Annotated in this window: 20 protein-coding genes and 1 riboswitch; of the genes, 16 read left to right on the forward strand and 4 right to left on the reverse strand. The window is 75.2% G+C overall.

Features of this window, described 5'->3' with window-relative positions; all coding sequences use genetic code 11:
- Positions 1 to 220: 220 nt before the first annotated feature.
- The 11 genes from OG946_RS35200 (at position 221) to OG946_RS35250 (ending at position 13,120) form a co-directional block, all read left to right on the forward strand.
- Positions 221 to 1,285, forward strand: a complete 1,065-nt coding sequence (locus OG946_RS35200) for a LacI family DNA-binding transcriptional regulator (protein ID WP_326799984.1) — start codon at positions 221 to 223, stop codon at positions 1,283 to 1,285.
- Entirely contained in the window at positions 1,282 to 2,238 is a 957-nt protein-coding gene (locus OG946_RS35205) for a carbohydrate ABC transporter permease (protein WP_326799985.1), read from the forward strand. The genes OG946_RS35200 and OG946_RS35205 overlap by 4 nt, the downstream gene beginning before the upstream one ends.
- The gene (locus tag OG946_RS35210) at positions 2,238 to 3,092 is read left to right on the forward strand and encodes a carbohydrate ABC transporter permease (RefSeq protein ID WP_326799986.1); all 855 of its coding nucleotides are present in this window, start codon (positions 2,238 to 2,240) and stop codon (positions 3,090 to 3,092) included. The genes OG946_RS35205 and OG946_RS35210 overlap by 1 nt, the downstream gene beginning before the upstream one ends.
- Positions 3,089 to 4,432 carry an ABC transporter substrate-binding protein gene (locus tag OG946_RS35215; protein WP_326799987.1) on the forward strand — a complete coding sequence of 448 codons (1,344 nt, stop codon included), beginning with the start codon at positions 3,089 to 3,091 and terminating at the stop codon, positions 4,430 to 4,432. The genes OG946_RS35210 and OG946_RS35215 overlap by 4 nt, the downstream gene beginning before the upstream one ends.
- A gap of 94 nt (positions 4,433 to 4,526) precedes the next feature.
- Positions 4,527 to 5,657, forward strand: a complete 1,131-nt coding sequence (locus OG946_RS35220; protein ID WP_326799988.1) for an ADP-ribosylglycohydrolase family protein — start codon at positions 4,527 to 4,529, stop codon at positions 5,655 to 5,657.
- Entirely contained in the window at positions 5,654 to 7,057 is a 1,404-nt protein-coding gene (locus tag OG946_RS35225) for an ADP-ribosylglycohydrolase family protein (protein ID WP_326799989.1), read from the forward strand. Before OG946_RS35220 ends, OG946_RS35225 begins: the two co-directional genes overlap by 4 nt.
- Entirely contained in the window at positions 7,054 to 8,268 is a 1,215-nt protein-coding gene (locus tag OG946_RS35230; protein ID WP_326799990.1) for an ADP-ribosylglycohydrolase family protein, read from the forward strand. The genes OG946_RS35225 and OG946_RS35230 overlap by 4 nt, the downstream gene beginning before the upstream one ends.
- On the forward strand, positions 8,265 to 9,770 hold the full coding sequence (locus OG946_RS35235) for an ADP-ribosylglycohydrolase family protein (RefSeq protein ID WP_326799991.1): 1,506 nt from the start codon (positions 8,265 to 8,267) through the stop codon (positions 9,768 to 9,770). Before OG946_RS35230 ends, OG946_RS35235 begins: the two co-directional genes overlap by 4 nt.
- Entirely contained in the window at positions 9,767 to 10,681 is a 915-nt protein-coding gene (locus OG946_RS35240; protein WP_326799992.1) for a ribokinase, read from the forward strand. Before OG946_RS35235 ends, OG946_RS35240 begins: the two co-directional genes overlap by 4 nt.
- Positions 10,682 to 10,769: 88 nt before the next feature.
- Positions 10,770 to 12,029, forward strand: a complete 1,260-nt coding sequence (locus OG946_RS35245) for a CaiB/BaiF CoA transferase family protein (RefSeq protein ID WP_326799993.1) — start codon at positions 10,770 to 10,772, stop codon at positions 12,027 to 12,029.
- The gene (locus tag OG946_RS35250) at positions 12,026 to 13,120 is read left to right on the forward strand and encodes an HpcH/HpaI aldolase/citrate lyase family protein (RefSeq protein ID WP_326799994.1); all 1,095 of its coding nucleotides are present in this window, start codon (positions 12,026 to 12,028) and stop codon (positions 13,118 to 13,120) included. Before OG946_RS35245 ends, OG946_RS35250 begins: the two co-directional genes overlap by 4 nt.
- Positions 13,121 to 13,204: 84 nt before the next feature.
- Here the strand turns inward: OG946_RS35250 and OG946_RS35255 are convergent, their stop codons facing one another.
- Positions 13,205 to 15,430, reverse strand: coding sequence for an NADP-dependent isocitrate dehydrogenase (locus OG946_RS35255; RefSeq protein WP_326799995.1), 2,226 nt, complete (start codon positions 15,428 to 15,430; stop codon positions 13,205 to 13,207).
- A 136-nt stretch (positions 15,431 to 15,566) separates the two neighbouring features.
- Between OG946_RS35255 and OG946_RS35260 the strand changes: the two genes are divergently transcribed.
- Positions 15,567 to 16,271, forward strand: coding sequence for an LmeA family phospholipid-binding protein (locus tag OG946_RS35260; protein ID WP_326799996.1), 705 nt, complete (start codon positions 15,567 to 15,569; stop codon positions 16,269 to 16,271).
- A 20-nt stretch (positions 16,272 to 16,291) separates the two neighbouring features.
- On the opposite strand, the gene OG946_RS35265 is transcribed toward OG946_RS35260, so the two are convergent.
- Positions 16,292 to 16,669, reverse strand: a complete 378-nt coding sequence (locus OG946_RS35265) for a hypothetical protein (protein ID WP_240662642.1) — start codon at positions 16,667 to 16,669, stop codon at positions 16,292 to 16,294.
- A 538-nt stretch (positions 16,670 to 17,207) separates the two neighbouring features.
- Positions 17,208 to 17,537 carry a DUF6479 family protein gene (locus tag OG946_RS35270; RefSeq protein ID WP_326799997.1) on the reverse strand — a complete coding sequence of 110 codons (330 nt, stop codon included), beginning with the start codon at positions 17,535 to 17,537 and terminating at the stop codon, positions 17,208 to 17,210.
- 146 nt (positions 17,538 to 17,683) lie between these two features.
- On the opposite strand from OG946_RS35270, the gene OG946_RS35275 reads away from it, so the two are divergent.
- The 4 genes from OG946_RS35275 to OG946_RS35290 all read left to right on the forward strand — a co-directional run bounded on the left by OG946_RS35275 (position 17,684) and on the right by OG946_RS35290 (position 22,427).
- A complete protein-coding gene (locus OG946_RS35275; protein WP_326799998.1) occupies positions 17,684 to 19,123 on the forward strand; it encodes a GuaB1 family IMP dehydrogenase-related protein in 1,440 nt (479 codons plus the stop codon).
- A 71-nt stretch (positions 19,124 to 19,194) separates the two neighbouring features.
- On the forward strand, positions 19,195 to 19,650 hold the full coding sequence (locus OG946_RS35280) for an Lrp/AsnC family transcriptional regulator (RefSeq protein ID WP_326799999.1): 456 nt from the start codon (positions 19,195 to 19,197) through the stop codon (positions 19,648 to 19,650).
- A gap of 153 nt (positions 19,651 to 19,803) precedes the next feature.
- Positions 19,804 to 20,592 carry a carbon-nitrogen hydrolase family protein gene (locus OG946_RS35285; RefSeq protein ID WP_326800000.1) on the forward strand — a complete coding sequence of 263 codons (789 nt, stop codon included), beginning with the start codon at positions 19,804 to 19,806 and terminating at the stop codon, positions 20,590 to 20,592.
- A gap of 116 nt (positions 20,593 to 20,708) precedes the next feature.
- On the forward strand, positions 20,709 to 22,427 hold the full coding sequence (locus OG946_RS35290) for a flavin monoamine oxidase family protein (RefSeq protein ID WP_326800001.1): 1,719 nt from the start codon (positions 20,709 to 20,711) through the stop codon (positions 22,425 to 22,427).
- Between the two features lie 91 nt (positions 22,428 to 22,518).
- Here OG946_RS35290 and OG946_RS35295 read toward each other — a convergent pair whose 3' ends face one another.
- On the reverse strand, positions 22,519 to 23,223 hold the full coding sequence (locus OG946_RS35295) for a DUF5995 family protein (RefSeq protein WP_326800002.1): 705 nt from the start codon (positions 23,221 to 23,223) through the stop codon (positions 22,519 to 22,521).
- A 192-nt stretch (positions 23,224 to 23,415) separates the two neighbouring features.
- Positions 23,416 to 23,546: riboswitch (FMN riboswitch) on the forward strand.
- Positions 23,547 to 23,594: the final 48 nt, after the last annotated feature.

Consider the following 23,594-nt stretch of genomic DNA (forward strand, 5'->3'; position numbering starts at 1 on the left):
CAGTCAGCCCGCGACTTGGGCTTCTCCGCCGCCACCGCCCGCGGGGCGCACCGCACGCCGCCTGCCGTGTTCCGGCCCGGCGAGACGCAGATCACATGTGTCCGGCCATTGACGGCCGGGTTACGCGAGAGCAACATACGTAAACGTTTCCAGCGGCTGTAAACCTTTACAGGAGCGGCCGGTTGGGCCGGGCCGTATACGAAGCGAAGGGGCGGGTGCGATGTCCTCCGGGGGGCCACCCACGATCGTGTCGATCGCCGAACGCGCCGGGGTGTCCATCGCCTCCGTCTCGCGCGTCCTCAACGGCCTCGGCGCCCGCCCCGAGACCGAGGACCGGGTCCGCCGCGCCGCCGCCGAGCTGGGCTACGTGCCCAACGCCGTGGCCCGCTCCCTGAAGGACGGCCACACCCGCCAGTTGACCTTCGCCGTCCCGGACATCGGCAACCCCGTCTACGTCGCCATGGTCCGCGAGATCCAGGCCGTCGCGAAGGCCGCCGGCTACCGCCTGCTGCTGCACTCCACCGACGCCGACGTCACCGAGGAGCTGGGCGTCGTACGCAGCCTCGCCGACCGCACCAGCGACGGCCTCGTCCTCGTGCCGATCCGCATCACCCCCGAGCACGTCGAGGCGCTGACCGCCGCCCCCGGCCCCGTCGTCGTCATCGGCTCGCTGCCCGACGGCGTGCCTGTCGACGCCGTCCAGGCCGACTCCGTCACCGGTGCGGAACTGGCCGTACGCCACCTCGTCGAGACCGGCCGCCGCCGGATCGCCTTCGTCAACGGCCCCGTCGACACCGTCCCCGGCGGCAACCGCGGCCGCGGCTACCGCGCCGCGCTCGCCGCCTGCGGCATCTCCTACGACCCCGGCCTGGTCGCCGCCACCGAGTTCGGCGTCGGCGCCGGCGCCCGTGCCACCGCCCGTCTGCTCGACGCCCGCCCCGGCCTCGACGCCGTGTTCTGCGCCAACGACCAGCTCGCCATCGGCGCCGCCCAGGCGCTGCACGCCCGCGGCCGGCGCATACCCGAGGACACCGCCGTCGCCGGCATGGACGACAGCGAGCTGGCCGTCGCCGCCTGGCCGCCGCTGACCAGCGTCGACCTCGGCGCCGGCGAACGCGGCCGGCGCGCCGCCCGGATGCTTCTCGAACGGCTCGGTCCGAAGGACGGCGAGCCTGTTCCCGCCCGCCGCACGACCGCCGCGCCGCGGCTCGTCGTGCGCGGCTCCACCTCCCCGGGCGCCTCGCCCGCGGGCTCCGACGAGCAGGAAGGCGCGAAGTCCGCATGAGCGTTGCCGCACCACCTCCACCGAGGGCCGCGGGCCGCGGCACCCCGCCACCGCGCACGCCACGCGCCCGCAAGGCCGCCCTCGGCCTCGACGGCGGCACCTGGTTCCTGCTGCTGCCCGCGCTCATACCCATCCTGGTGCTGAGCGTCGGCCCCCTTCTCTACGGCGCCTCGCTCGCGTTCACCGACGCGCAGGCCGGCCGCACCGAGCCCACCGAGTTCATCGGCCTCACGAACCTCGCGGACCTGCGGCACGACACCCTCTTCTGGGACTCGTTCCGCGTCGGGCTCGTATGGGCGGTCTGCGTCACCGCCCTGCAGTTCGTGCTCGCGCTGGGCCTGGCCCTGCTGCTCAACCAGAACCTTCGCTTCCGCTGGTTCGCCCGCACCCTCGCGCTCGTCCCCTGGGCGATGCCCGAGGTCGTCGTCGGCATCATGTGGCGGCTGGTCTACCACCAGGACGCGGGCATCCTCAACGAGACGCTGAGCCGGCTCCACCTCATCGACGAGAACGTCGACTGGCTCACCAGCCTCTCCCTGGCCCTGCCCGCCGTCATCGCCGTCGGCGTCTGGGCCGGCATGCCGCAGACCACCGTCGTGCTCCTCGCCGGGCTGCAGAACGTCCCGTACGAGCTGAAGGAGGCCGCGGCCCTCGACGGCGCCGGCGTCTGGCGCCGCTTCACGGCCGTCACCTGGCCGGCGATCAAGCCGGTGGTCATCGCCATCACCGCGCTCAACTTCATCTGGAACTTCAACTCCTTCAGCCTGGTCTTCGTGCTCACCCAGGGCGGCCCGGGCGGCGAGACCCGGCTGCCGATGCTCTTCGCGTACGAAGAGGCCTTCGCCTACGGCCAGTACGGCTACGCCGCCGCCATGGGCCTGGCGATGATCGCGGTCATCGCGGTGTTCCTGACCCTGTTCCTGCGCAAGCGACTGAAGGAGGAGGCAAGCTGATGAGCAGCCTCACGGGTCTGCGCACCAAGCGCGCCGCCGGCCGCACCGGGCAGTACCTCGCCCTGCTGGCCTACCTGGTCTTCCTCGCCTTCCCGCTGGTGTGGCTGGTCTCCACGGCCTTCAAGTCGCCGCAGGAGCTGGGGAAGATCGACCCCACCTGGATCCCCCGGGAACCCACCCTGGAGAACTTCCGCGCCGCCTTCGACGCCCAGCCGCTGCTGCGGTCCGCCGCCAACAGCCTGCTCGTCGCCGGCAGCGCCGCCCTCATCGCCGTGGCCATCGCCGTGCCCGCCGCGTACGCCATGGTCCGGTACCGCTCGAAGGTCACCACGGCCGCCACCGGCTGGATCCTGGTCAGCCAGATGTTCCCGTTCGTGCTCATCATCATCCCGCTGTTCATGCTGCTCAAGGAAGCGCGGATGATCGACTCGCTGCCCGGGCTGATCCTCGTCTACGTGGTGTGGAACCTGCCCTTCTCGCTCTGGATGCTCCAGGGCTACGTCAAGGCGGTGCCCGTCTCCCTGGAGGAGGCCGCCGCCGTGGACGGCGCGGGCCGGCTGCGCACCATCGTCAGCGTCGTGCTCCCGCTGCTCGCCCCCGGCCTGGTGGCGACGCTGATGTTCTCCTTCGTCACCGCCTGGAACGAGTTCTTCTTCGCCCTCGTGCTGCTCAAGTCCCCGGAGAATCAGACGATGTCGGTCATCCTCACCCAGTTCCTCGGCGCCGAGGGCGTCGTGGACCTCGGCCCGCTCGCCGCGGCCGCGACCCTCGCCACCATCCCCAGCCTGCTGTTCTTCGCGCTCCTCCAGCGCCGGCTGGTCAGCGGGATGCTCGCCGGGGCGGTGAAGGGATGAGGCCCGCCGCACGCATCCGCCACGCCGCCACCGCGGCCGGCGCCGCCGCCCTGAGCCTGGCGCTGCTAGCAGGCTGCAGCGGCGACGGCGGCTCCGACGACGGCACGGTGACCCTCGACTACCTCAGCCTCGCCTGGCAGGAGGAGTCCGTCGCGGCCAACAAGCGGCTTGTCGAGGAGTGGAACGAGGAGCACCCGAAGGTTCAGGTCCGCTACGTACAGGGCATCTGGGACACCGTGCACGACCAGTTGCTGACCTCCTTCGAGGGCGGCGAGGCGCCGGACATCATCCACGACGCCGCCGACGACCTCACCGACTTCGCCTACGGCGGCTATCTCGCCGACCTCACCGACCTGCTGCCCGAGTCGCTGCGCACCGACATACCGGAGCAGTCGTGGCGGACCACCACCATGAACGGCGGCATCTACGGCGTCCCCTTCCTCCAGGAGCCGCGGATGATGTTCGCCAACACCGCGCTGCTGGAGGAGTCGGGGGTGCGGGTGCCGACCGCGGCCGACCCGTGGAGCTGGCAGGAGTTCGAGGACGCGGCGAAGGAGCTGACCGCCGACACCGACGGCGACGGCACGACCGACCGGTACGGCGTCGCCTGGGGCATGAAGGAGCCCGTCAGCCAGTCGGTGAACCTCTCCCTGTCCACCGGCGGCGGGCTGTTCTCCCGGGAGCAGACCGACGACGGCCCGAAGAACCGCGTCGGCTACGGACCCGAGGACTCCGCCGTCGCCGAGACCATCGACCGCCAGGTCAACGAGGACCGCACCGCCCCGCGCAGCAGCCTGGGCATGTCCGGCTCCGACACCCTGCCGGGCTTCTTCGCCGGGCGGTACGCGATGGTGCCGCTGAACTTCTCGTACCGCCAGCTCGTCACCCAGCAGGCGCCCGACGACTTCGAGTGGTCGGTGCTGCCGATGCCCGTGGGCGAGGGACCCGCGGGCGGGCTCGCGCAGGGCGTCAGCCCGCAGACGCTGTCGGTGGCCGAGGACAGCGGCCACCAGCAGGCGGCGGCCGACTTCATCGCCTTCATGACCCGGCCGGAGCACATGGCCGAGCTGGCCGCGGGCGACTGGATGCTGCCCACCGGCGCGGAGGCGCTCAAGGATCCGGCCCTGAACACCGAGAAGTACGGGTGGCGTACGGGCGTGGAGGTGGCCCGCTCACTGCGGCCCGCCCCGGTGCTCGGCGTCCGCGGGTACCGCGAGTGGTCGGACAAGATCGCCACCCCGGCCTTCCAGCGGTACTTCAACGGCGACACCGACCTGGACGAGCTGCGCGAGTCGCTGGTCGAGGACGGCAACCTCGTCCTCGACCGGTACCAGAGATGACGGCGGCGGCCGGCCGGAACGTACGAGCAGGCATCAGAAGCACCCGAGCAGGCGCACGAGGAAAGAGCACGAACAGCACCATGAGCACCGCACGATGAGCGCAGCAGCCGGCCCCGAACCGCCCGTCCGTCCCGCCTCCGCCCACTCCGCCCCCGCCCACTCCGCCCCCGCCCACTCCGTTCCGGTCCGCCTGCGCCCCGTCGCCCGCGGCGCCGGGCAGGCCGCCCCGACCGCCCGCGACCGGGCCCGCGGCGCCATGCTCGGCCTCGCGGTCGGCGACGCCCTCGGCGCGCCCGTCGAGAACATGAAGCCCTCCCAGATCCGCGAGCGCTGGGGCCGCATCGAGGACTTCGTGGCCGCCGCCCCGGCGGGCACGGACGACACCGAGTACGCCATCTTCTCCGGGCTGCTGCTCGCCGAGCACGGCGCGGCCCTCAGCCTCGCGCACGTGGAGTCCGCCTGGCACGAGCGCATCGCCGACCTCGACGAAGGCCCGTTCCGCGGCGCCGGGTTCAGCGAGCGCGGCACCCTGGAGAACCTGCGCCGCGGGCTGGCCGCCCCGATCACCGCGCAGCACCGGCACGCCTGGAGCGACGGACTCGCCATGCGCGCCGCGCCCTTCGGCGTCTTCGCCGCGGGCCGCCCGGCGGAGGCGGCGCGGCTGGTCGCCATCGACGGCACCGTCAGCCACGAGGGCGAGGGCATCTACGGCGGCCAGGCCGTCGCCGCCGGGGTGGCCGCCGCCATGGCCGGCGACTCCCCGGACGTCGTCGTGCAGGCCGCCCTGTCCGTCATCCCCGAGGACTCCTGGACCTCGCGCTCCCTCCAGCGCGCGGTCTCCGCGGGCCGCCGCGCGCGCCGCGCCCCCGGCGCCACGCCGCTGAGCGTCGAACGCGCCGTCCGCTCCTCGGTCGTCATCGGCGGCTACCCCTGGTCGGACCTGGCACCGGAGGCCGTCGGGCTCGCGCTCGGCGCCTTCGCCGCCGCCCGCGGCGACTTCGCGGACTCCGTCCTCGCCGCCGTCAACATGGGCCGCGACGCCGACACCACCGCCGCCGTCGCCGGCGCGCTGGCGGGTGCGCTGCGCGGCGAGTCCGCCATTCCCGGCGCCTGGGCCGCGGCCATCAAGCCGGTACGCGGCACGTGCCTGCCGTCCATGGCAGGACACCACGTGCTCGACATCGCGGACCGGCTCGCCCCCGCAGACGAGGAGGTCGCCTCGTGAGCGCACCGCTGCCCGGGTCCCGCCGCGCCCCGGAGTCCGGGGCGGCGCGTGACGCGTCGGGTGCGCCGGACGGCGCCGCCGGGGGCGCGGCCCGTACGGGCGCGGCCGCGGGTGCACCCGCGAGCCCCGCCGAGGGCGCGGAGCGTCCCGTCGTCGCCGCGCCGCGCGCGGAGCGGCCCGCCGCGGAACCGGGTGCGCCCGCCGCCGGACGTCCCGTCGCCGCCGCCGGCTTCGCCGAGGCGGGCGGCGACCTGCGGCGCGTGGAGGGGCTGCTGCTGGGCATCGCCGCCGGCGACGCCGCGGGCTGGCCCGCCGGCCGGCACCGCGCGGCCCGGATGCCCGAGTGGACCCGCCGGCTCACCCGTGAGCTGGACACCTTCGCCGAGCAGAACGCGACGACCACCCTGCCGGTGCCCATCGCGCTCAACCAGCCGCCCGAGCCGCTGCGCCTGGGCCCGTCGGACGACGCGGAGTGGGCCGCGTTCACCGCGTACGCCGTGCTCTCCGCCGGCAGCGGGCTGCACACCGACCTCACCTCCGACCGGCGCGTCCGCTCCGCGCTCACCCTCGCCTGGAGCGCGCTGGCCGACGAGGTCGCGGTCGCCGCCGAACGCGCGGACGAGATCGAGTCGGCGGAGATCCCGCTGCGCGCCCGTATCTCCGTACGGGCCGGGCTCGGCAACCTCGCCGCCGGCCTGCGCCCGCCCGCCACCGGCCACGACAACCCGCACTACTTCGACGACGCCGCCTGCGTACGGGCCGCCGTGCTCGCCGCCGTCCACCCCGGCGACCCGGAACGGGCCGCCGACCTCGCCGAGTTCGACGCCCGCTACACCCAGGACGGCGACGGCGTGCACGGCGCCCGCGCCACCGCCGCCGCGATCGCCGCGGCGCTCGGCGGCCGGCCCGTCGACGCCTGCGTGGACGCCGCCCTCGCCCAGCTCCCGCAGGGCACCGAGATCCTGCGCAACGCCGAACGCGCGGTGCAGCTCGGCCGCACCGCCGTCGCCACCCGCCCCGGGCTGCCCGGCAACGCCTTCGCCCTCGTGCCCGTGCTGGAGCACGAGATCGTCGACCACGTCTACAGCTACGGCATCGCCGCCGCCGAGACCGTGCCCGTCGCGCTCGCCGTCGCCACCGCCGCGGCCGGCGCCATCTCCGAGGCCGTACCCGCCGCCGCGTGCCTCTCGCGCGTCGCCGACTCCGCGCCGGCCCTGGCCGGCGCCCTCACCGGGGCGCTCGGCGGCGCCGCCGGACTCCCCGCCACCTGGCGGGACGCCTGCCGGATCCTCTCCGGCTGCGCCCTGCCCCAGCTCGCCGGCGCCGACCTCGTCGACCTCGCCCGGCAGTTGGCCGACAAGCAGTTCAGCACTCCCGCGGAAGGACCCCTCGCCTCATGACCCCCACGACCGCTTCCGCCACGCCCGGCGACCCCGCAGCCACCGCAGCCACCGCAGCCACGGGGGGGCCCGGCCTCGCCGACCGCACCGCGGGATGCCTCGTCGGCGCCGCCGTCGGCGACGCCCTCGGCGGGCCCGTCGAGGGCTGGACCCCCGAGGCCATCGCCGAGCGCTACGGCGGCCGGGTGCGCGGCATCGTCGAGCCGTTCCACCGCGACGAGTGGCGCACCGCCCGCCCCATCGCCCCGTACCACAAGGGCGACGGGCACGTCACCGACGACACCCTCATGACCCACGCCCTCATCCGCGTCTACGACAAGGTCCGCGACCACCTCGACGCCTACGCCGTCGCCGACCACCTCGTGCCCGACCTCATGGGCACGCCGCGCTGGATCCCCGAGCTGGAGGCCGAGGCGCTGCCGCTGCAGCGGATCTTCCTCGCCGAGAAGTGGATCGTCGCACGGCTGCACTACGGCCACGTCGACCCGCGCGAGGCGGGCGTCGGCAACATCGTCAACTGCGGCGCCGCGATGTACATGGCGCCCGTCGGCGCCGTCAACGCCGGCAACCCCGCGGCGGCCTACGCCGAGGCGCTGGACGTCGCCGGCGCGCACCAGTCGTCGTACGGGCGCGAGGCCGCCGGGGTCTTCGCCGCCTGCGTCGCGGCGGCCTTCGCGCCGGGCGCCACGCCCGAGTCCGTGGTCGAGGCGGCGCTCGCGCTGGCCAAGGACGGCACCCGCGCCGCCATCGAGGCGGTCTGCGAAGCGGCCGCCGGCTGCAAGGACTTCGAAGAGGCGCTGGCGCCGCTGCGCGCGGCGGTCGAGCCGTACGACACGGTCGGCCCCGAGTACCGCAATCCCTCGCTCGGCGCCCGGCGGCCCTCGCGGCTGCACGCGATAGAGGAGCTGCCGGTGGCGCTGGGCATGCTGCTCGTCGGCCGCGGCGACTACCGGCACACGGTCCTCGGCGCGGTCAACTACGGCCGCGACTGTGACTCGATCGCCACCATGGGCGGCGCCATCGCCGGTGCGCTCGGCGGCGCCGCGGCGGTGCCGGGGGAGTGGGCCGGGGAGGTCGCGCGGGCCAGCCGGCTGGACCTGCTCGCCCCCGCCGCCACGCTCACGGAGGTCGCGCGCGAGGTCTTCGTACGGGACGTGGCGCGCCGCCGCGCCCACGAGGCCGTGTTCGGCGCGCTGGCGGAGGCGTCGTGACGGCCCCGGCGGACGTGCACGGGGCGCCGCTCCGGCTGACCTGGGTGCAGCCCGAAGACCTCGTCGGCCACGAGCTGCGGCAGGCGGCGGAGGACGGCCGCGCCGCCGGGCCGCTGCACCGCCGCTGGCTCGGCGCCGGCGGCCACCAGGCGCCGGAGCGCGCGGGCGCCTCGCCGGGCCCGCCGAAGCCGCGGCTGCGGGCCCTCGCGCTGGAGCTGCTGGACGAACTCGCCGCGCTGGAGACCCCGCTGGCGGCGGTCGAGCCGACCGACCTGGACGAGATCAGGGCCGCCTGCCCGCGCTGGCCCGTGCCCGCACCCGCGCCCGGGCCGTCCACGGACGGCGCGTACCCGGACCGGCTGTGCACCCGGCTGCACGCCGCGTGGCTCGGCCGCGCCGCCGGGTGCGTCCTGGGCAAGCCCGTCGAGAAGGTGACCCTGGAGGGCATCCGGGCCATCGCCCGCTCCACCGGCAACTGGCCGGTCCACACCTGGTTCACCGCCGAAGGGCTCGACCCCGCCGTCGCCGCCGCGCACCCCTGGAACCGCCGCAGCGCCGCGACCTCCCTGGCCGAGACCATCGACGGCGCACCCGAGGACGACGACCTCAACTACCCGCTGCTCGCCCTGCTCCTCCTCGACCGCCACGGCCACGCCTTCACCACCGCGGACGTCGGGCAGCTCTGGCTCGACGAGCTGCCCGCGGGCCGTACGTTCACCGCCGAGCGGGTCGCGTACCGCAACCTGCTCGACGGGGTGGAACCCCCGCACACCGGCGCGTACCGCAACCCGTTCCGGGAGTGGATCGGCGCCCAGATCCGCGCCGACGTGCACGGCTGGACCCACCCCGGCGACCCGGCGGGCGCCGCCGCCGCCGCGCACCGCGACGCCGTGCTCACCCACACCGCGAACGGCGTCTACGGCGCCATGTTCGCCGCCGCCGCCCTCGCCGCCGCGGCGGGCGGCGGCACCGACGTGGACGAGGTGCTGCGCACCGGCCTCGCCGTCGTGCCGCCGCGCTCCCGGCTGGCCCGCGCCGTACGGCACGGCATCGAGCTGGCCCGCAGCGAACCCACCGGCACCCCGGAGGGCTTCGCGGCCGTCGTCGACGACCTGCACGCCGCGCACGAGGGACGGCACTGGGTGCACGTCGTCCCCAACGCCGCGCTGCTCGCCGCCGCGCTCACCCACGCGGGCGGCGACTTCACCGGCGCCATCTGCCGCGTCGTCTCCGGCGGCTGGGACACCGACTCCAACGGCGCCACCGCCGGGTCCGTCGCCGGGCTGCTGGCCGGTTCGCCCGGGGCGCTGCCGGAGCGGTGGACGGCGCCGCTGCGTAACCGGCTGGCGACCACCGTCGGCGGCATGGACGGCATCGGCTTCGACGAACTCGCCGCCCGCACCGCCGCCCACGCCCTCCCCCCGCCCGCGCCGGCCGGCGCCCCCGCGGCCGCCGGTACCGGACCCGTACCACCGCACGAACCCCGGAGGCCCTCCCCATGACGACCACCCTCCAAGCGACGCTCGCCGTCTTCGGCAGCGTCAACATGGACCTCGTGGCGTACGCCGCCACCGCCCCGCTGCGCGGCGAGACCGTCTCGGGACGGGAGTTCCGCACCGTGCCCGGCGGCAAGGGCGCCAACCAGGCCGTCGCCGCCGCCCGCGCGGGCGGGGCGGTGACGATGATCGGCGCGGTCGGCGCCGACGCCTTCGGCGGCGAGCTGCGCGCCGCCCTCGACGGCGCAGGCGTGGACACCGCGGGGCTGCGCACCGCCCCGGGCGCCAGCGGCACCGCGCACATCGTCGTCGACGACGACGGGGGCAACTCCATCGTCGTCGTCCCGGGCGCCAACGGCACCGTCACCGGGCTCGCCCCCGGCGACGACGAGCGCATCGCCGCCGCCGGCACGCTCCTACTCCAACTGGAGCTGCCGATGGACGGCGTCGTGGCCGCCGCCGAGGCGGCCCGCGGGCACGGCGTACGCACCGTGCTGACCCCCGCGCCCGCCCGGCCGCTGCCCGGCCGGCTGCTCGCCGCCACCGACCTGCTCATCCCCAACGAGCACGAGGCCGCCGCGCTCACCGGCAGATCCGACCCGCACCGGGCCGCGGCGGCGCTGCTGGACCAGGTGCCGGAGGTCGTCGTCACGCTCGGCGGCGCGGGCAGCCTGTACGCGGCGCGCGGTCAGGAGCCCGTCGTGGTGCCGGCGCTCGCGGTCCGTGCCGTCGACACCACGGCCGCGGGCGACACCTTCGTCGGCGCGCTGTGCGTGGCGTACGCCGAGGGCCGGCCGATGCCGGCGGCGCTGGCGTGGGCGGCGGCCGCCGCCGCGCTCGCCGTCCAGCGGCCGGGCGCGTCGTCGTCCATGCCGGAGCGCGCGGAGATCGACCGGCTGGCGGCCGAGGGCCCGTGACCCGCGTACCGCCGCACCACCCCGCGGGGCCACGGGCGTACGGCCCGCGCACGGAACCGCAACGCACCACCGAGGAAGGCGCGAAACCATGACCGACACCCCCGCCTCCGCCGCTTCCGATGCCCCCGCCACCGCCACCGACACCCCCGCCTCCCCGGCGCCGCAGGCCCCGCTCGCCGGGCTGCGCGTCCTGGACCTCGCGACGCTCTTCGCCGGGCCGCTGGCCGCGACCATGCTCGGCGACTTCGGCGCCGAGGTCGTCAAAGTCGAGCACCCCGCCAAGCCCGACCCCTCGCGCGGCCACGGCCCCGCCAAGGACGGCGTCGGCCTGTGGTGGAAGCTGCTCGGCCGCAACAAGAGGAACCTCACCCTCGACCTGTCCACCCCCGGCGGGCGTGACGTGCTGCTGCGGCTGGCCGCAGGATCCGACGTGATCATCGAGAACTTCCGCCCCGGCACGCTGGAGAAGTGGGGCCTCGGCTGGGCGGAGCTGTCCGCGGCCAACCCCCGGCTGGTGCTCGCCCGGGTCACCGGCTTCGGCCAGTTCGGCCCGTACGCCGGCCGCCCCGGGTTCGGCACCCTCGCCGAGGCGATGAGCGGCTTCGCCGCGGTCACCGGCGAGCCGGACGGGCCGCCGACGCTGCCGCCGTTCGGCCTCGCGGACTCCGTCGCCGCGCTCTCCACCGCGTACGCCGTGATGACGGCGCTCGCCGGGCGGGAGCGCACCGGGCGCGGGCAGGTGGTCGACATGGCCATCATCGAGCCGATGCTGACGGTGCTCGGCCCGCAGCCCCTCTGGTACGACCAGCTCGGCTACGTCCAGCCGCGTACCGGCAACCGCTCCACCAACAACGCGCCGCGCAACACCTACCGCACCGCCGACGGCCGCTGGCTCGCCGTCTCCACCTCCGCGCAGTCGATCGCGGAGCGCGTGATGCGGCTCGTCGGGCGGCCCGAGCTGATCGACGAGCCGTGGTTCGGCACCGGCGCCGGCCGGGCGGCGCACGCCGAGGAGCTGGACGAGGCGGTCGGCGGGTGGATCGCGCGGCACGACGCGGCGACGGTCGTCGCGGCCTTCGAGAAGGCGCAGGCGGCGGTGGCGCCCGTGTACGACATACGCGACGTGATGGCCGACGAGCAGTACCGGGCGCTGGGTTCGATCACCGAGGTCGAGGACGAGGAACTGGGCACGGTGAAGATGCAGAACGTGCTCTTCCGGCTCTCCGAGACCCCGGGCGCGATCCGCTGGGCAGGCCGGCCGCACGGCGCGGACACCGACGCGGTGCTGGCAGGGCTTGGGCTGACCGGCGCGGAGATAGCCGGGCTGCGCGACGAGGGGGCGGTGTGAGCGCGCCGCGCGCGTCCGCGGTCGCGGCGGATCCGGCGGGCGGCGGCGGGCCGGGGGACACCGGGGACACGTATCTCACCTGGCTGTACGTGCCCGGGGACCGGCCCGCGGTGGTGGCCAAGGCGCTGCGCAGCGGCGCGGACGTGGTGCTGGTCGACCTGGAGGACGCGGTGGCGCCCGAGCGCAAGGCGTACGCGCTGGCGGCCACCGCGGAGCTGCTGGGCGAACCGCGCCCCGGCCCGGTGCCGGTGCACGTCCGCGTCAACGCGCTCGCCGGCCCGCTGGCGGACGGCGAACTGCGCACGCTGGCCCCGCTCCCCGGCCTGGCCGGACTCCGGCTGCCGAAGACCGGCGGCCGGGAGGAGGTCCTGCGCGTGGCAACGGCCGCCCTGGCGGCCCGAGCCGGCGCCCCCGCGCCCGTACCGGCGCCCGGGGACCGCACACCCGTCTCCGGTCCCGGCACCGCGGGCCCGGACGACGTACCCGGCCCGGAAGGCCCGTATCCCGCCCACACCCCCGCGCCCGGCCAACGGCCCGGTCCCGCCGGGGCGGACGGCCTCCCGGCGCCGCCCCTCGGCCACGCCGCGACCGGCGGTGTCCCGCCCCTCTACCCGCTCCTCGAATCCGCCCTCGGCATCGAGCGCGCCTACGAGATCGCCGCCGCGCACCCCGCCGTGCGCGGCATCGCCCTCGGCGAGGCCGACCTGCGGGCGGAGCTGGGCGTGGCCGATGACGCGGGGCTGGCCTGGCCGCGCAGCCGCGCGGTCGTCGCCGCCCGGGCCGCGGGGCTCGCCCCGCCGGCCCAGTCGGTCTACCCGGACGTCGCCGACCTCGAAGGACTCGCCCGCTCCTGCGCCGCGGGACGGGCCCTGGGCTTCCTGGGCCGTACGGCGATACACCCCCGCCAACTGCCCGTGATCGAGCGCGCGTTCCTGCCCACCCCGCAGGAGGTCGAACGGGCCGAGGAGATCGTCGCCGCCGCGACCGCGGACGCCGGCGCCCTCGCGCTGCCGGACGGCCGCTTCGTCGACGCCGCCGTGGTCGCCGAGGCCCGCCGCACCCTCCGGCTGGCCCACCGCCGCACCGCCTGACACACCACCGCCCCGGCCGGGATTCCGGCCGGGGCGGTGGCGGCGGTACGGGCGCGGCGCCCCCTCGCGGGGGCCCGCTGGTACTCAGCTCAGCGCCGACAGCGCCTCGTTGAGCGTCTTCGACGGGCGCATGACCGCCGCGGCCTTCTCCGGGTCCGGCTGGTAGTAGCCGCCGATGTCGGCCGGCTTGCCCTGCACCGCCAGCAGCTCCTCGACGATCTTCTCCTCCCGCTCCGCCAGCGTCGCCGCCAGCGGCGCGAACGCCTCCGCGAGCTTCGCGTCGGCGGTCTGGCCCGCCAGCTCCTGCGCCCAGTACAGCGCCAGGTAGAAGTGGCTGCCGCGGTTGTCGATGCCGCCGACGCGGCGGGTGGGCGACTTGTTCTCGTTCAGGAACGTCGCCGTCGCCCGGTCCAGGGTGTCGGCGAGGACCTGGGCGCGGGCGTTGTCCGTCGTCTGCGCCAGGTGCTCGAAGGAGACGGCCAGCGCCAGGAACTCGCCGAGGCTGTCCCAGCGCAGGTAGTCCTCCTTGACGAGCTGCTGTACGTGCTTGGGCGCCGAGCCGCCGGCGCCGGTCTCGAAGAGGCCGCCGCCGTTCATCAGCGGGACGACGGAGAGCATCTTGGCGCTGGTACCCAGCTCCAGGATGGGGAAGAGGTCGGTGAGGTAGTCGCGCAGCACGTTGCCGGTGACCGAGATGGTGTTCTCGCCGCGGCGGATCCGCTCCAGCGACAGCGCCATCGCGTCGGCCGGGGCGAGGATGCGGATGTCCAGGCCCTCGGTGTCGTGCTCCGGCAGGTACTCCCGCACCTTGGCGATCAGCCGGGCGTCGTGCGCCCGGTCCTCGTCCAGCCAGAAGACGGCCGGGTCGCCGGTGGCGCGGGCGCGGGTGACGGCGAGCTTCACCCAGTCGCGGATCGGCGCGTCCTTGGTCTGGCACATGCGGAAGATGTCGCCCTCGGCGACCGGCTGCTCCAGGAGGACGGCGCCGGCCGCGTCGACGACGCGTACGGTGCCGGGCGCGGCGGCCTCGAAGGTCTTGTCGTGGCTGCCGTACTCCTCCGCCTTCTGCGCCATCAGGCCGACGTTGGGCACCGAGCCCATCGTCGACGGGTCGAAGGCGCCGTGGGCGCGGCAGTCGTCGATGACGACCTGGTAGATGCCCGCGTAGCTGCTGTCGGGGATGACGGCGAGGGTGTCGGCCTCGGCGCCGTCGGGGCCCCACATGTGGCCGGAGGTACGGATCATCGCGGGCATCGAGGCGTCCACGATGACGTCGCTGGGGACGTGCAGGTTGGTGATGCCGCGGTCGGAGTCGACCATCGCCAGCGCCGGGCCCTCGGCCAGCTCGGCGTCGAACGACGCCTTGATCTCGGCGCCCTCGGGCAGCGCGTCGAGGCCGGCGAGGATGCCGCCGAGCCCGTCGTTCGGGGTCAGGCCCGCGGCGGCCAGCGTCGCGCCGTACTGCGCGAACGTCCGGGGGAAGAAGGCCCGTACCGCGTGGCCGAAGACGATCGGGTCGGAGACCTTCATCATCGTGGCCTTCAGGTGCAGCGAGAACAGCACGTCGTCGGTCTTCGCGCGGGCGACCTGCTCGCCGAGGAACGCGCGCAGCGCCTCCACGTGCATCACGGAGGCGTCGACCACCTCGCCGGCGAGCACCGGCACCGCCTCGCGCAGGACCTCGGTGGTGCCGTCGGCACGGGCCAGCTCGATGCGCAGGCTGCCATCGCGCTCGACGACCGCGGACTTCTCGGTGGAGCGGAAGTCGTCGGCGATCATGTGCGCGACGTTCGTCTTCGACTCCGGGGTCCACGCGCCCATGCGGTGCGGGTGGTTGCGGGCGTAGTTCTTCACCGAGGCGGGGGCGCGGCGGTCGGAGTTGCCCTCGCGCAGCACGGGGTTGACGGCGCTGCCCTTGACCTTGTCGTAGCGGGCGCGGATGTCGCGCTCCTCGTCGGTCTTGGGCTCGTCCGGGTAGTCCGGCAGGTCGTAGCCGTGCGTGCGCAGCTCGGCGATGGCGGCCTTGAGCTGCGGGATGGACGCCGAGATGTTCGGCAACTTGATGATGTTCGCCTGCGGCGTCTGCGCCAGCGCGCCCAGCTCGGCGAGCGCGTCGGCCACCTGCCGCTCGGCCGGCAGCCGCTCGGGGAAGTGGGCGAGGATCCGCCCGGACAGGGAGATGTCGCGGGTCTCCACCTCGACCCCGGCGGTCGCGGCGTACGCCTGGACCACCGGCAGGAACGAGTACGTGGCCAGGGCCGGGGCCTCGTCGGTGTGGGTGTAGATGATCGTCGATGCTGATTCGGTCACCGGGTGCTCCAGTCCGCGTCGCTGCTCTGCCGGATTGCTTGATATCAAGATATCCCCTGCGTGGCGGGCGCCGGACAGCGCCCCCGGGGGACCGGATAGGCTCCCGGAACCGACACTCCCGGGGGGGACCTGTCTCATGCGTGGACTGCGAATCGTGCTCGTGGTGTGTCTCGTGCTCGGAGTGCTCTTCGTCGCCGCCGACCGGCTGACCGTCTACATCGCGGAGGGGAAGGTCGCGGAGAAGATCCAGGCCAGACAGGGCCTGGAGGGCAGCACCGAGGTGTCCATCAACGGCTTCCCGTTCCTCACCCAGATCTACGGCAAGCACCTCGACGACGTCGACGTCACCATGACCGGCATCCGCGCGGATGCGGCCGCCGCCGGCACCGGCGAGCGGCTGATGATCTCCGAGTTCAGCGTGGACCTCGGCGGCGTCGAGCTGGACGGGGACTACGGCGGCGCGACCGCGGAGACCGCCGAGGGCTCCGCCGTCATCGCGTACGAGGCCCTGTCGGTCGTGGCCGGGCAGCAGGGCGTCAGCTTCGCCTACGGCGGCGAAGGCAAGGTGAAGGTCACCGCGAGCGCGGAGGCGCTGAACGCGCCGGAGCCGGCCGAGGTGCTCTCCACCGTCACCACCGAGGGCGGCGACACCATCCGGCTGGAGGCGGACGAGGTCCCGGCCTCCGGTGTGCCCGGTGCCGAGGACGCGGTGCGCGCCGCCGTCGACCTCGACCGGCGGGTCGGCGGGCTGCCGGACGGCGTGCGGCTCGACATGGTCACCGCGACCGGGGACGGCATCGTGGTCGACGTGACGGGCGAGGGGATCCGGGTAGCGGGCTGACCGCGGGCGGCGCCCGGGGCTCAGGCGAGGTTCACCAGGAAGTCGTGGCACGCCTGCTCGCAGCGGCGGCACGCCGCCGCCCGCTCGGCCGCCCCCGGCGCCTCGGCGGCCAGCCGCTCGTAGTCCTCGGCACACGCCGCGCACGTCGCCGCGCACAGCTCGACCTGGGCCCGCAGCCCCGGTGCGTCGTGCCGGCCGTGCTGCGAGAGTATCCGGGCGGTCTGCTCGCACACGTCCGCGCAGCGCAGGTCCAGCCGCTGCACCGCGCCCGGCTCGGCCGCGCCCGCGGGCTGCAGGCACGCCGTCGCGCACTCCGCGCACGCCTGCGCACAGACGAAGCCGTCCTCGATGTAGCGGACGAGGGCTTCACGATCGAGTTCGTCGGCCGAAACGGCCACCTGGATCGCCTCCTTCACCGTGACGTGCCGCCCCTCTGCTCTCAGCCCACGGGGCCCGGCTGCGGATCCGGCTCCGGCACCGGGTCGGGGCCGGGCGGCCGGGGGATCGGATCCGGCTCGGGCGGCGGCTGCGGTACGGGTTGGGGCCTTGGTCCTGGTCCTGGTCCCGGCCCGGGCCCCGGCCCTGGTCCCGGCCCGGGCCCCGGCCCTGGCCCTGGCCCGGGACCCGGCCCCGGCCCGGGGCGCGGATCCGGGCCGGGGCCGGGCGGTGCGGGGGGCGTCGGCGGCGGCATCGGCGGTACGGGGTCGGGCTCCCGGTCCGCCGCCGGGGCCCGGCGGGTCCCGGTGGTCGCTGCCGGCACCCGGGTCGGCTGCGTCGACATGTCGTCCTCCCGTGACGGGGCGTGCGCGTGTGTCCGTAGCGGTCAAGGGGGCGGGTGCCCCGCCGCGCCCCGCTTCACGCCCCCGCGCGGGAAGATCCGCCCGATTGCCGTCGCCCGGGACCGGGTGCGGTGCCGGCGGGCGGAGTGCCCCCGCCTCAGCGGCGGTGCTGCCGGTGCCTGGCGGGCCGGGTGCCGGAGTTGCCGTGGCCCCGGAGCCGGTGCGGGGTCAGCCGGCGCCCGTCCGGGGGCAGCTCCGCGGGTTCGCGCTCCTCCGTGACCCGGCCGACCGGGCCGGACGCCGGCGGCTGCGGCTGCTCCCCGGGCCGTGGCGGGGCGGGCTCACGGGACCGTATCCGGATGCCGAACCACACCGCGCCGATCAGCACGGCGACCACGACGAGGCCGAGGAGGAAGGGGAGCAGGCCGGCGGTGACCGCGGTGTCGGCGGCGGTGCCGGAAGCGCGTGTGTGCGGGTCGGTATGCATGGGTCTCGGGGTACCCGCGGACGGCTCTTCTGCACCTGCGGCTTCGGGCCGTACCGCCGCGTTCGTCTGATCGCACCGGCCCGCCGCCGCACGCCCGGACGATCCGTCCGGGGGCGATACCGCGGCCACGTGGGACACTCAGGTACGTGCGTTTCCTGAATGACTCTCCCGCCCCGTACGACCTGACGTACGACGACGTGTTCATGGTCCCCCGCCGCTCCGGCGTGGGCTCCCGCCAGGCCGTGGACCTGTCCTCCGCCGACGGCACCGGCACCACCATCCCGCTCGTCGTCGCCAACATGACGGCCATCGCCGGCCGCCGGATGGCCGAGACCGTGGCGCGCCGCGGCGGGCTCGTCGTCATCCCGCAGGACATCCCCATCGACGTGGTCACCGAGGTCGTCTCCTGGGTCAAGGAGCGCGACCTGGTGCTCGACACGCCCATCGTGCTCGGCCCCCACTCCACCGTCGCCGACGCGCTGGCGCTGCTGCCCAAGCGGGCGCACGGCGCCGCCGTCGTCGTCGAGGACGGCCGCCCCGTGGGCGTCGTCACCGAGGCCGACCTGAACGGCGTGGACCGCTTCACCCAGCTCTCCGAGGTCATGTCCCGCGAGCTGCTGACCCTCGACGCGGACATCGACCCGCGCGAGGCGTTCAACCGGCTGGACGGCGCCCACCGCAGGCTCGCTCCCGCCGTCGGCCCCGACGGGCGGCTCGTCGGCCTCCTCACCCGCAAGGGCGCCCTGCGGGCCACCCTCTACACCCCCGCCACCGACGCCCGCGGCCGGCTGCGCGTCGCCGCCGCCGTGGGCATCAACGGCGACGTCGCAGGACGCACCAAACAGCTCCTCGACGCGGGCATCGACACCCTCGTGGTGGACACCGCGCACGGCCACCAGGAGCAGATGATCCACACGCTGCGCGCCGTCCGCGCCCTGGGCCCCGAGGTGCCGGTGGTGGCCGGCAACATCGTCGCCGCCGAGGGCGTACGCGACCTCGTCGAGGCCGGCGCCGACATCGTCAAGGTCGGCGTCGGGCCCGGCGCGATGTGCACCACCCGCATGATGACCGGCGTCGGCCGCCCGCAGTTCTCCGCCGTGCTGGAGTGCGCCGCCGAGGCGCGCCGGCTCGGCAAGCACGTGTGGGCCGACGGCGGCGTGCGGCACCCCCGCGACGTCGCCATGGCGCTGGCCGCCGGCGCCTCGAACGTCATGATCGGCTCCTGGTTCGCCGGCACCTACGAGTCCCCGGGCGACCTCCAGCAGACCGCGGACGGACGGCTGTACAAGGAGAGCTTCGGCATGGCCTCGGCGCGCGCCGTACGCGGCCGCACGGTCGAGGAGTCCGCGTACGACCGCGCCCGCAAGGGGCTCTTCGAGGAGGGCATCTCGACCTCGCGGATGTTCCTGGACCCGGCGCGTCCCGGCGTCGAGGACGTCATCGACGCCGTCGTCGCGGGCGTGCGCAGCGCGTGCACCTACGCCGGGGCGGCGACGCTGGAGGAGTTCCACGAGCGGGCCGTGGTCGGCGTGCAGAGCGCCGCGGGGTACGCCGAGGGCAAGCCGCTGCACGCGAGCTGGCAGTAGCCGCGGTACGGGCGGGTGCACCGGGCAGGCCGCACCGGGAGCCGCCCGGCCGGCCGTGGTGTACTGCGGACATGCGACTCGACGAGCTGGACGAGCGGATCGTGCGCGCCCTCGCCGAGGACGCCCGCCGCACCTACGCCGACATCGGCACCGAGGTCGGCCTGTCCGCGCCCGCGGTCAAGCGGCGCGTGGACAGGCTGCGCGCCGCCGGCGCCATCACCGGCTTCACCGTACGGGTCGACCCCGCCGCGCTCGGCTGGGCCACCGAGGGCTACGTCGAGCTGTACTGCCGCTCCAACACCGGCCCCGGCGACATCCGCCGCGCGCTGTCGCGCTACGCCGAGGTGGCCGCCGCCTCCACGGTCACCGGCGACGCCGACGCCATCGTGCAGATCTTCGCCACCGACATGCGCCACTTCGAGGACGTGCTGGAACGGATCGCGGGCGAGCCCTTCGTCGAGCGCACCAGATCGGTCCTCGTCCTCTCCCCGCTCGTCCGCCGCTACGCCCCCGACCCGCCGCTCTGAGCCGCACCGCCCGGCACGCAACGGATCACCGCCGAGGCCCGAGGAGACGCAACGAATCGCCTGGTCGGACGCAATCGACGGGCCTTGTTCCGGGCCTCGCGCAGGACGTACCGTCGGGGGAAACGGACCCACCACCCTCATGCGAGGTTGCCCATGGCGCCGCTGCGCACCGCCCTGCTCCAGGGGCCGGCCGGGGTGCCCCCGAGCAGACGGGAGGCCCTCGCCGCACTGGAGGCCGCCGCACGGACCGCCGCCGCCGGGGGCGCGCGGCTGCTCGTCGCCTCCGAGCTGTTCCTCAGCGGGTACGCCACCGACCCCGCGGGCAGCGCCGAGCCGGCCGGAGGACCCGGGGCCCGCGCCGTCGCCGGGATCGCCGCCGACCACGGCCTTTCCATCGCCTACGGCTACCCGGAGCGGGACGGCTCCGACGTGTACAACGCCGTCCAGCTCGTCTCCCCGTACGGCTATCCGCTGGCCAACTACCGCAAGACGCACCTCTTCGGCGACTTCGAGCGCCAGTTCTTCACCCCCGGCGACACCCCCGTGGTCCAGGCCGACGTCGACGGCATCCGCGTCGGCATCCTGATCTGCTACGACGTGGAGTTCCCCGAGCCCGTGCGGGCGCACGCCCTGGCCGGCACGGAGCTGCTGCTCGTGCCGACCGCGCTGATGCGCCCGTACGAGATCGTGCCCCGCACCCTCGTCCCGGCGCGCGCCTATGAGAGCCAGCTCTACGTCGCGTACGCCAACCGCGTCGGCGCGGAGGGCGAGCACCACTTCGCCGGGCTGAGCTGCCTGGCCGCACCCGACGGCACCGTGCGCGCCCGGGCCGGGCACGACGGCGAGGACCTGCTGCTCGCCGACGTCGACCCGGCCCGGATCGCCGCCGCGCGCCGCGACAACACCTATCTCGCGGACCTGAGGCCCGAGTTGTACGCCTGACGCCCCGCGCCAAAGTCCCGCACCCCCGTAGCCCGTAGCCCCCCAGACCCGTACCCACGCACGCCCCGGCGGCGGCCGCGCGCCGCCCTGCCCGCACGCCCGAGGAGCCCCGCCCGATGACGTCCACCGTGCCCACCGCCGTCCACCCCGCGGGGGAGGAGACCGCCCGGCGGCCGATCACGATGTTCGGCCCCGACTTCCCCTTCGCGTACGACGACTACCTCGCTCACCCCGCCGGGCTCGGCCAGATACCGGCGACGGAGCACGGCACCGAGGTCGCCGTGATCGGCGGCGGGCTCTCCGGCCTCGTCACCGCGTACGAGCTGATGAAGATGGGCCTGAAGCCGGTGGTCTACGAGGCGGACCGGATCGGCGGCCGGCTGCGTACCGAGACGTTCCCCGGCTGCGACCCCGCGCTCACCGCCGAGATGGGCGCGATGCGCTTCCCGCCGTCGTCCACGGCGCTGCGGCACTACATCGACCTCGCGGGCCTCGCGACCCGCCCGTTCCCCAACCCGCTGGCCCCCGGCACCCCCTCGACCGTCGTCGACCTCAAGGGCGAGTCGCACTACGCCCGCTCCATCGACGACCTGCCGCAGGTCTACCGCGACGTCGCCGCCGCCTGGGCCGACTGCCTGGAGGAGGGCGCGGACTTCAGCGCCATGAACCGCGCCATCCGCGAGCGCGACGTGCCGCGGATCCGCGAGCTGTGGGCGGCGCTGGTCGAACGGCTCGACAACCAGACGTTCTACGGCTTCCTCTGCGACTCGGCCGCCTTCCGCTCCTTCCGGCACCGGGAGATCTTCGGCCAGGTCGGCTTCGGCACGGGCGGCTGGGACACCGACTTCCCCAACTCCATCCTGGAGATCCTGCGCGTCGTCTACACCGAGGCCGACGACGACCACCACGGCATCGTCGGCGGCAGCCGGCAGTTGCCGCTGCGGCTCTGGGACCGCGCACCCGGCAAGCTCGTGCACTGGCCGCAGGGCACCTCGCTGGCCGCCCTGCACCCCGGCGGCGCCCCCCGCCCGGCGGTCACCAGGCTCGCCCGCGCCGCCGGCGAGGGGATCACCGTCACCGACTCCGCCGGCGACGTACGCACCTACCGGGCCGCGGTCTTCACCGCCCAGTCGTGGATGCTGCTGTCGAAGATCGACTGCGCCGACGAACTGCTGCCCATCGACCACTGGACCGCCGTCGAACGCACCCACTACATGGCCTCGTCCAAGCTCTTCGTGCCCGTGGACCGGCCGTTCTGGCTGGACCAGGCCGTCGACGACAAGGGGCGGCCGACCGGGCGCGACGTGATGTCCATGACGCTCACCGACCGCATGACCCGCGGCACCTACCTCCTCGACGACGGCCCGGACCGCCCGGCGGCGATCTGCCTGTCGTACACCTGGTGCGACGACAGCCTGAAGTGGCTGCCGCTGCCGGCCGAGGAGCGGATGGAGGTCATGCTGAAGTCGCTCGGCGAGATCTACCCGGGCGTCGACATCAGGAAGCACGTCATCGGCCCGCCCGTGACGGTCTCCTGGGAGGACGAGCCGTACTTCATGGGCGCGTTCAAGGCCAACCTGCCCGGCCACTACCGCTACCAGCGGCGGCTGTTCACCCACTTCATGCAGGAGGCGCTGCCCGAGGACAAGCGCGGGCTGTTCCTGGCCGGCGACGACATCTCCTGGACGGCGGGCTGGGCCGAGGGCGCGGTGCAGACCGCGCTGAACGCGGTGTGGGGCGTGATGCGGCAATTCGGCGGCGCCACCGACCCGGCCAACCCCGGGCCGGGCGACGTCTTCGACGCCATCGCCCCGGTGGAGCTGCCGGAGGACTGACGACGGCGGCGGCCGGGCGCCCGGTCCGTACGGCATGAGCGAGATGCCGCGCTGCGGAAGCGGGATGCCGCGCTGCGGACCGGCCGCCGGCTCAGCCGTCCGGCCGGCCGCCCAGCGGCACCAGCAGACAGCGCGAGACCAGCCCCACCGACTGATCCAGCCGCTCGGTGAACTCCTCGCCCACCTCCGGCAGTCCGCGCAGCCCCCACAGCACCCGGGCCGCCGCCCACGCCGCGTCCCGCGCGCGCTCCAGGCTCCAGGCGCCCGCGAGGTGGGTGAGCGGATCCGCGACGTCCAGCAGGTCGGGCCCCGGCATGAGCTGCTCGCGGATCCGCTCCTCCAGCAGTACGAGCAGCTCGCCCACCCGCTCGTAGTCGCCCTCGACGTCCTGGGGGTCGCGCCCCAGCGCGCGGCAGGTGGCGACGACGGCGAGCGGGAGGTCGTAGCCGATGTGGGCGTTGATGCCGGCGAGCGCGAACTGCAGGGTGTGCACGCCGGAATGGCGGCGGGCCTCGAACAGCGGCCGCCAGCAGGCCGGCGGGCGGCGGCCCGCGGAGGCGTCGTCCACCGCGGCCAGGAACCGGCCGGCGAAGTCCGCGGCGAGCCCGGCGGCCGCGGTCCGGTCGGCGAAGCGGCCGGCCGGAAGCTGCAGCAGTACCTCGTCGGTCACCGCGAGATAGACCGAGGTGAAGACCGCCACCCCGTCGCGCCGGGGCAGCTCGCACGTCAGCGCGCGCATCCGTTCCGCGGCGGCGGCGAGGGCGCCGGGGGCCGCCGTGTCCTGCACAGACGTCATGGCGGTCACCCTGGCAGCCGGGCGACCGCGCGGCCATCACCCGCCCGGGCGGGGCCCGGAGCACCCCTCGTACGAGTGGTGCCCGCCGCCCCGCCGGGGCCGCCCCGGGCCGCGCGGAGGTGATCCAGCCCACAGGATCCGGCGGATTGACCGCCGCCGCGGCGTGGCAGACTGGAGGCGTACCAGTGACGTACGCGCACTCCGGGGTCGGTGAAAATCCGAACCGGCGGTTAAAGTCCGCGACCCGGCCGCTGCCAGCGGCCGGTTGACCAGGTGAAATTCCTGGACCGACGGTGAAAGTCCGGATGGGAGGCAGTGCGCGGCGGGATGCCACAGGTGCGCCGCCGGCGGCGGCCCGCCCCTTTCCGGGC

Source organism: Streptomyces sp. NBC_01808, assembly GCF_035917395.1.
GTDB lineage: Bacteria > Actinomycetota > Actinomycetes > Streptomycetales > Streptomycetaceae > Streptomyces.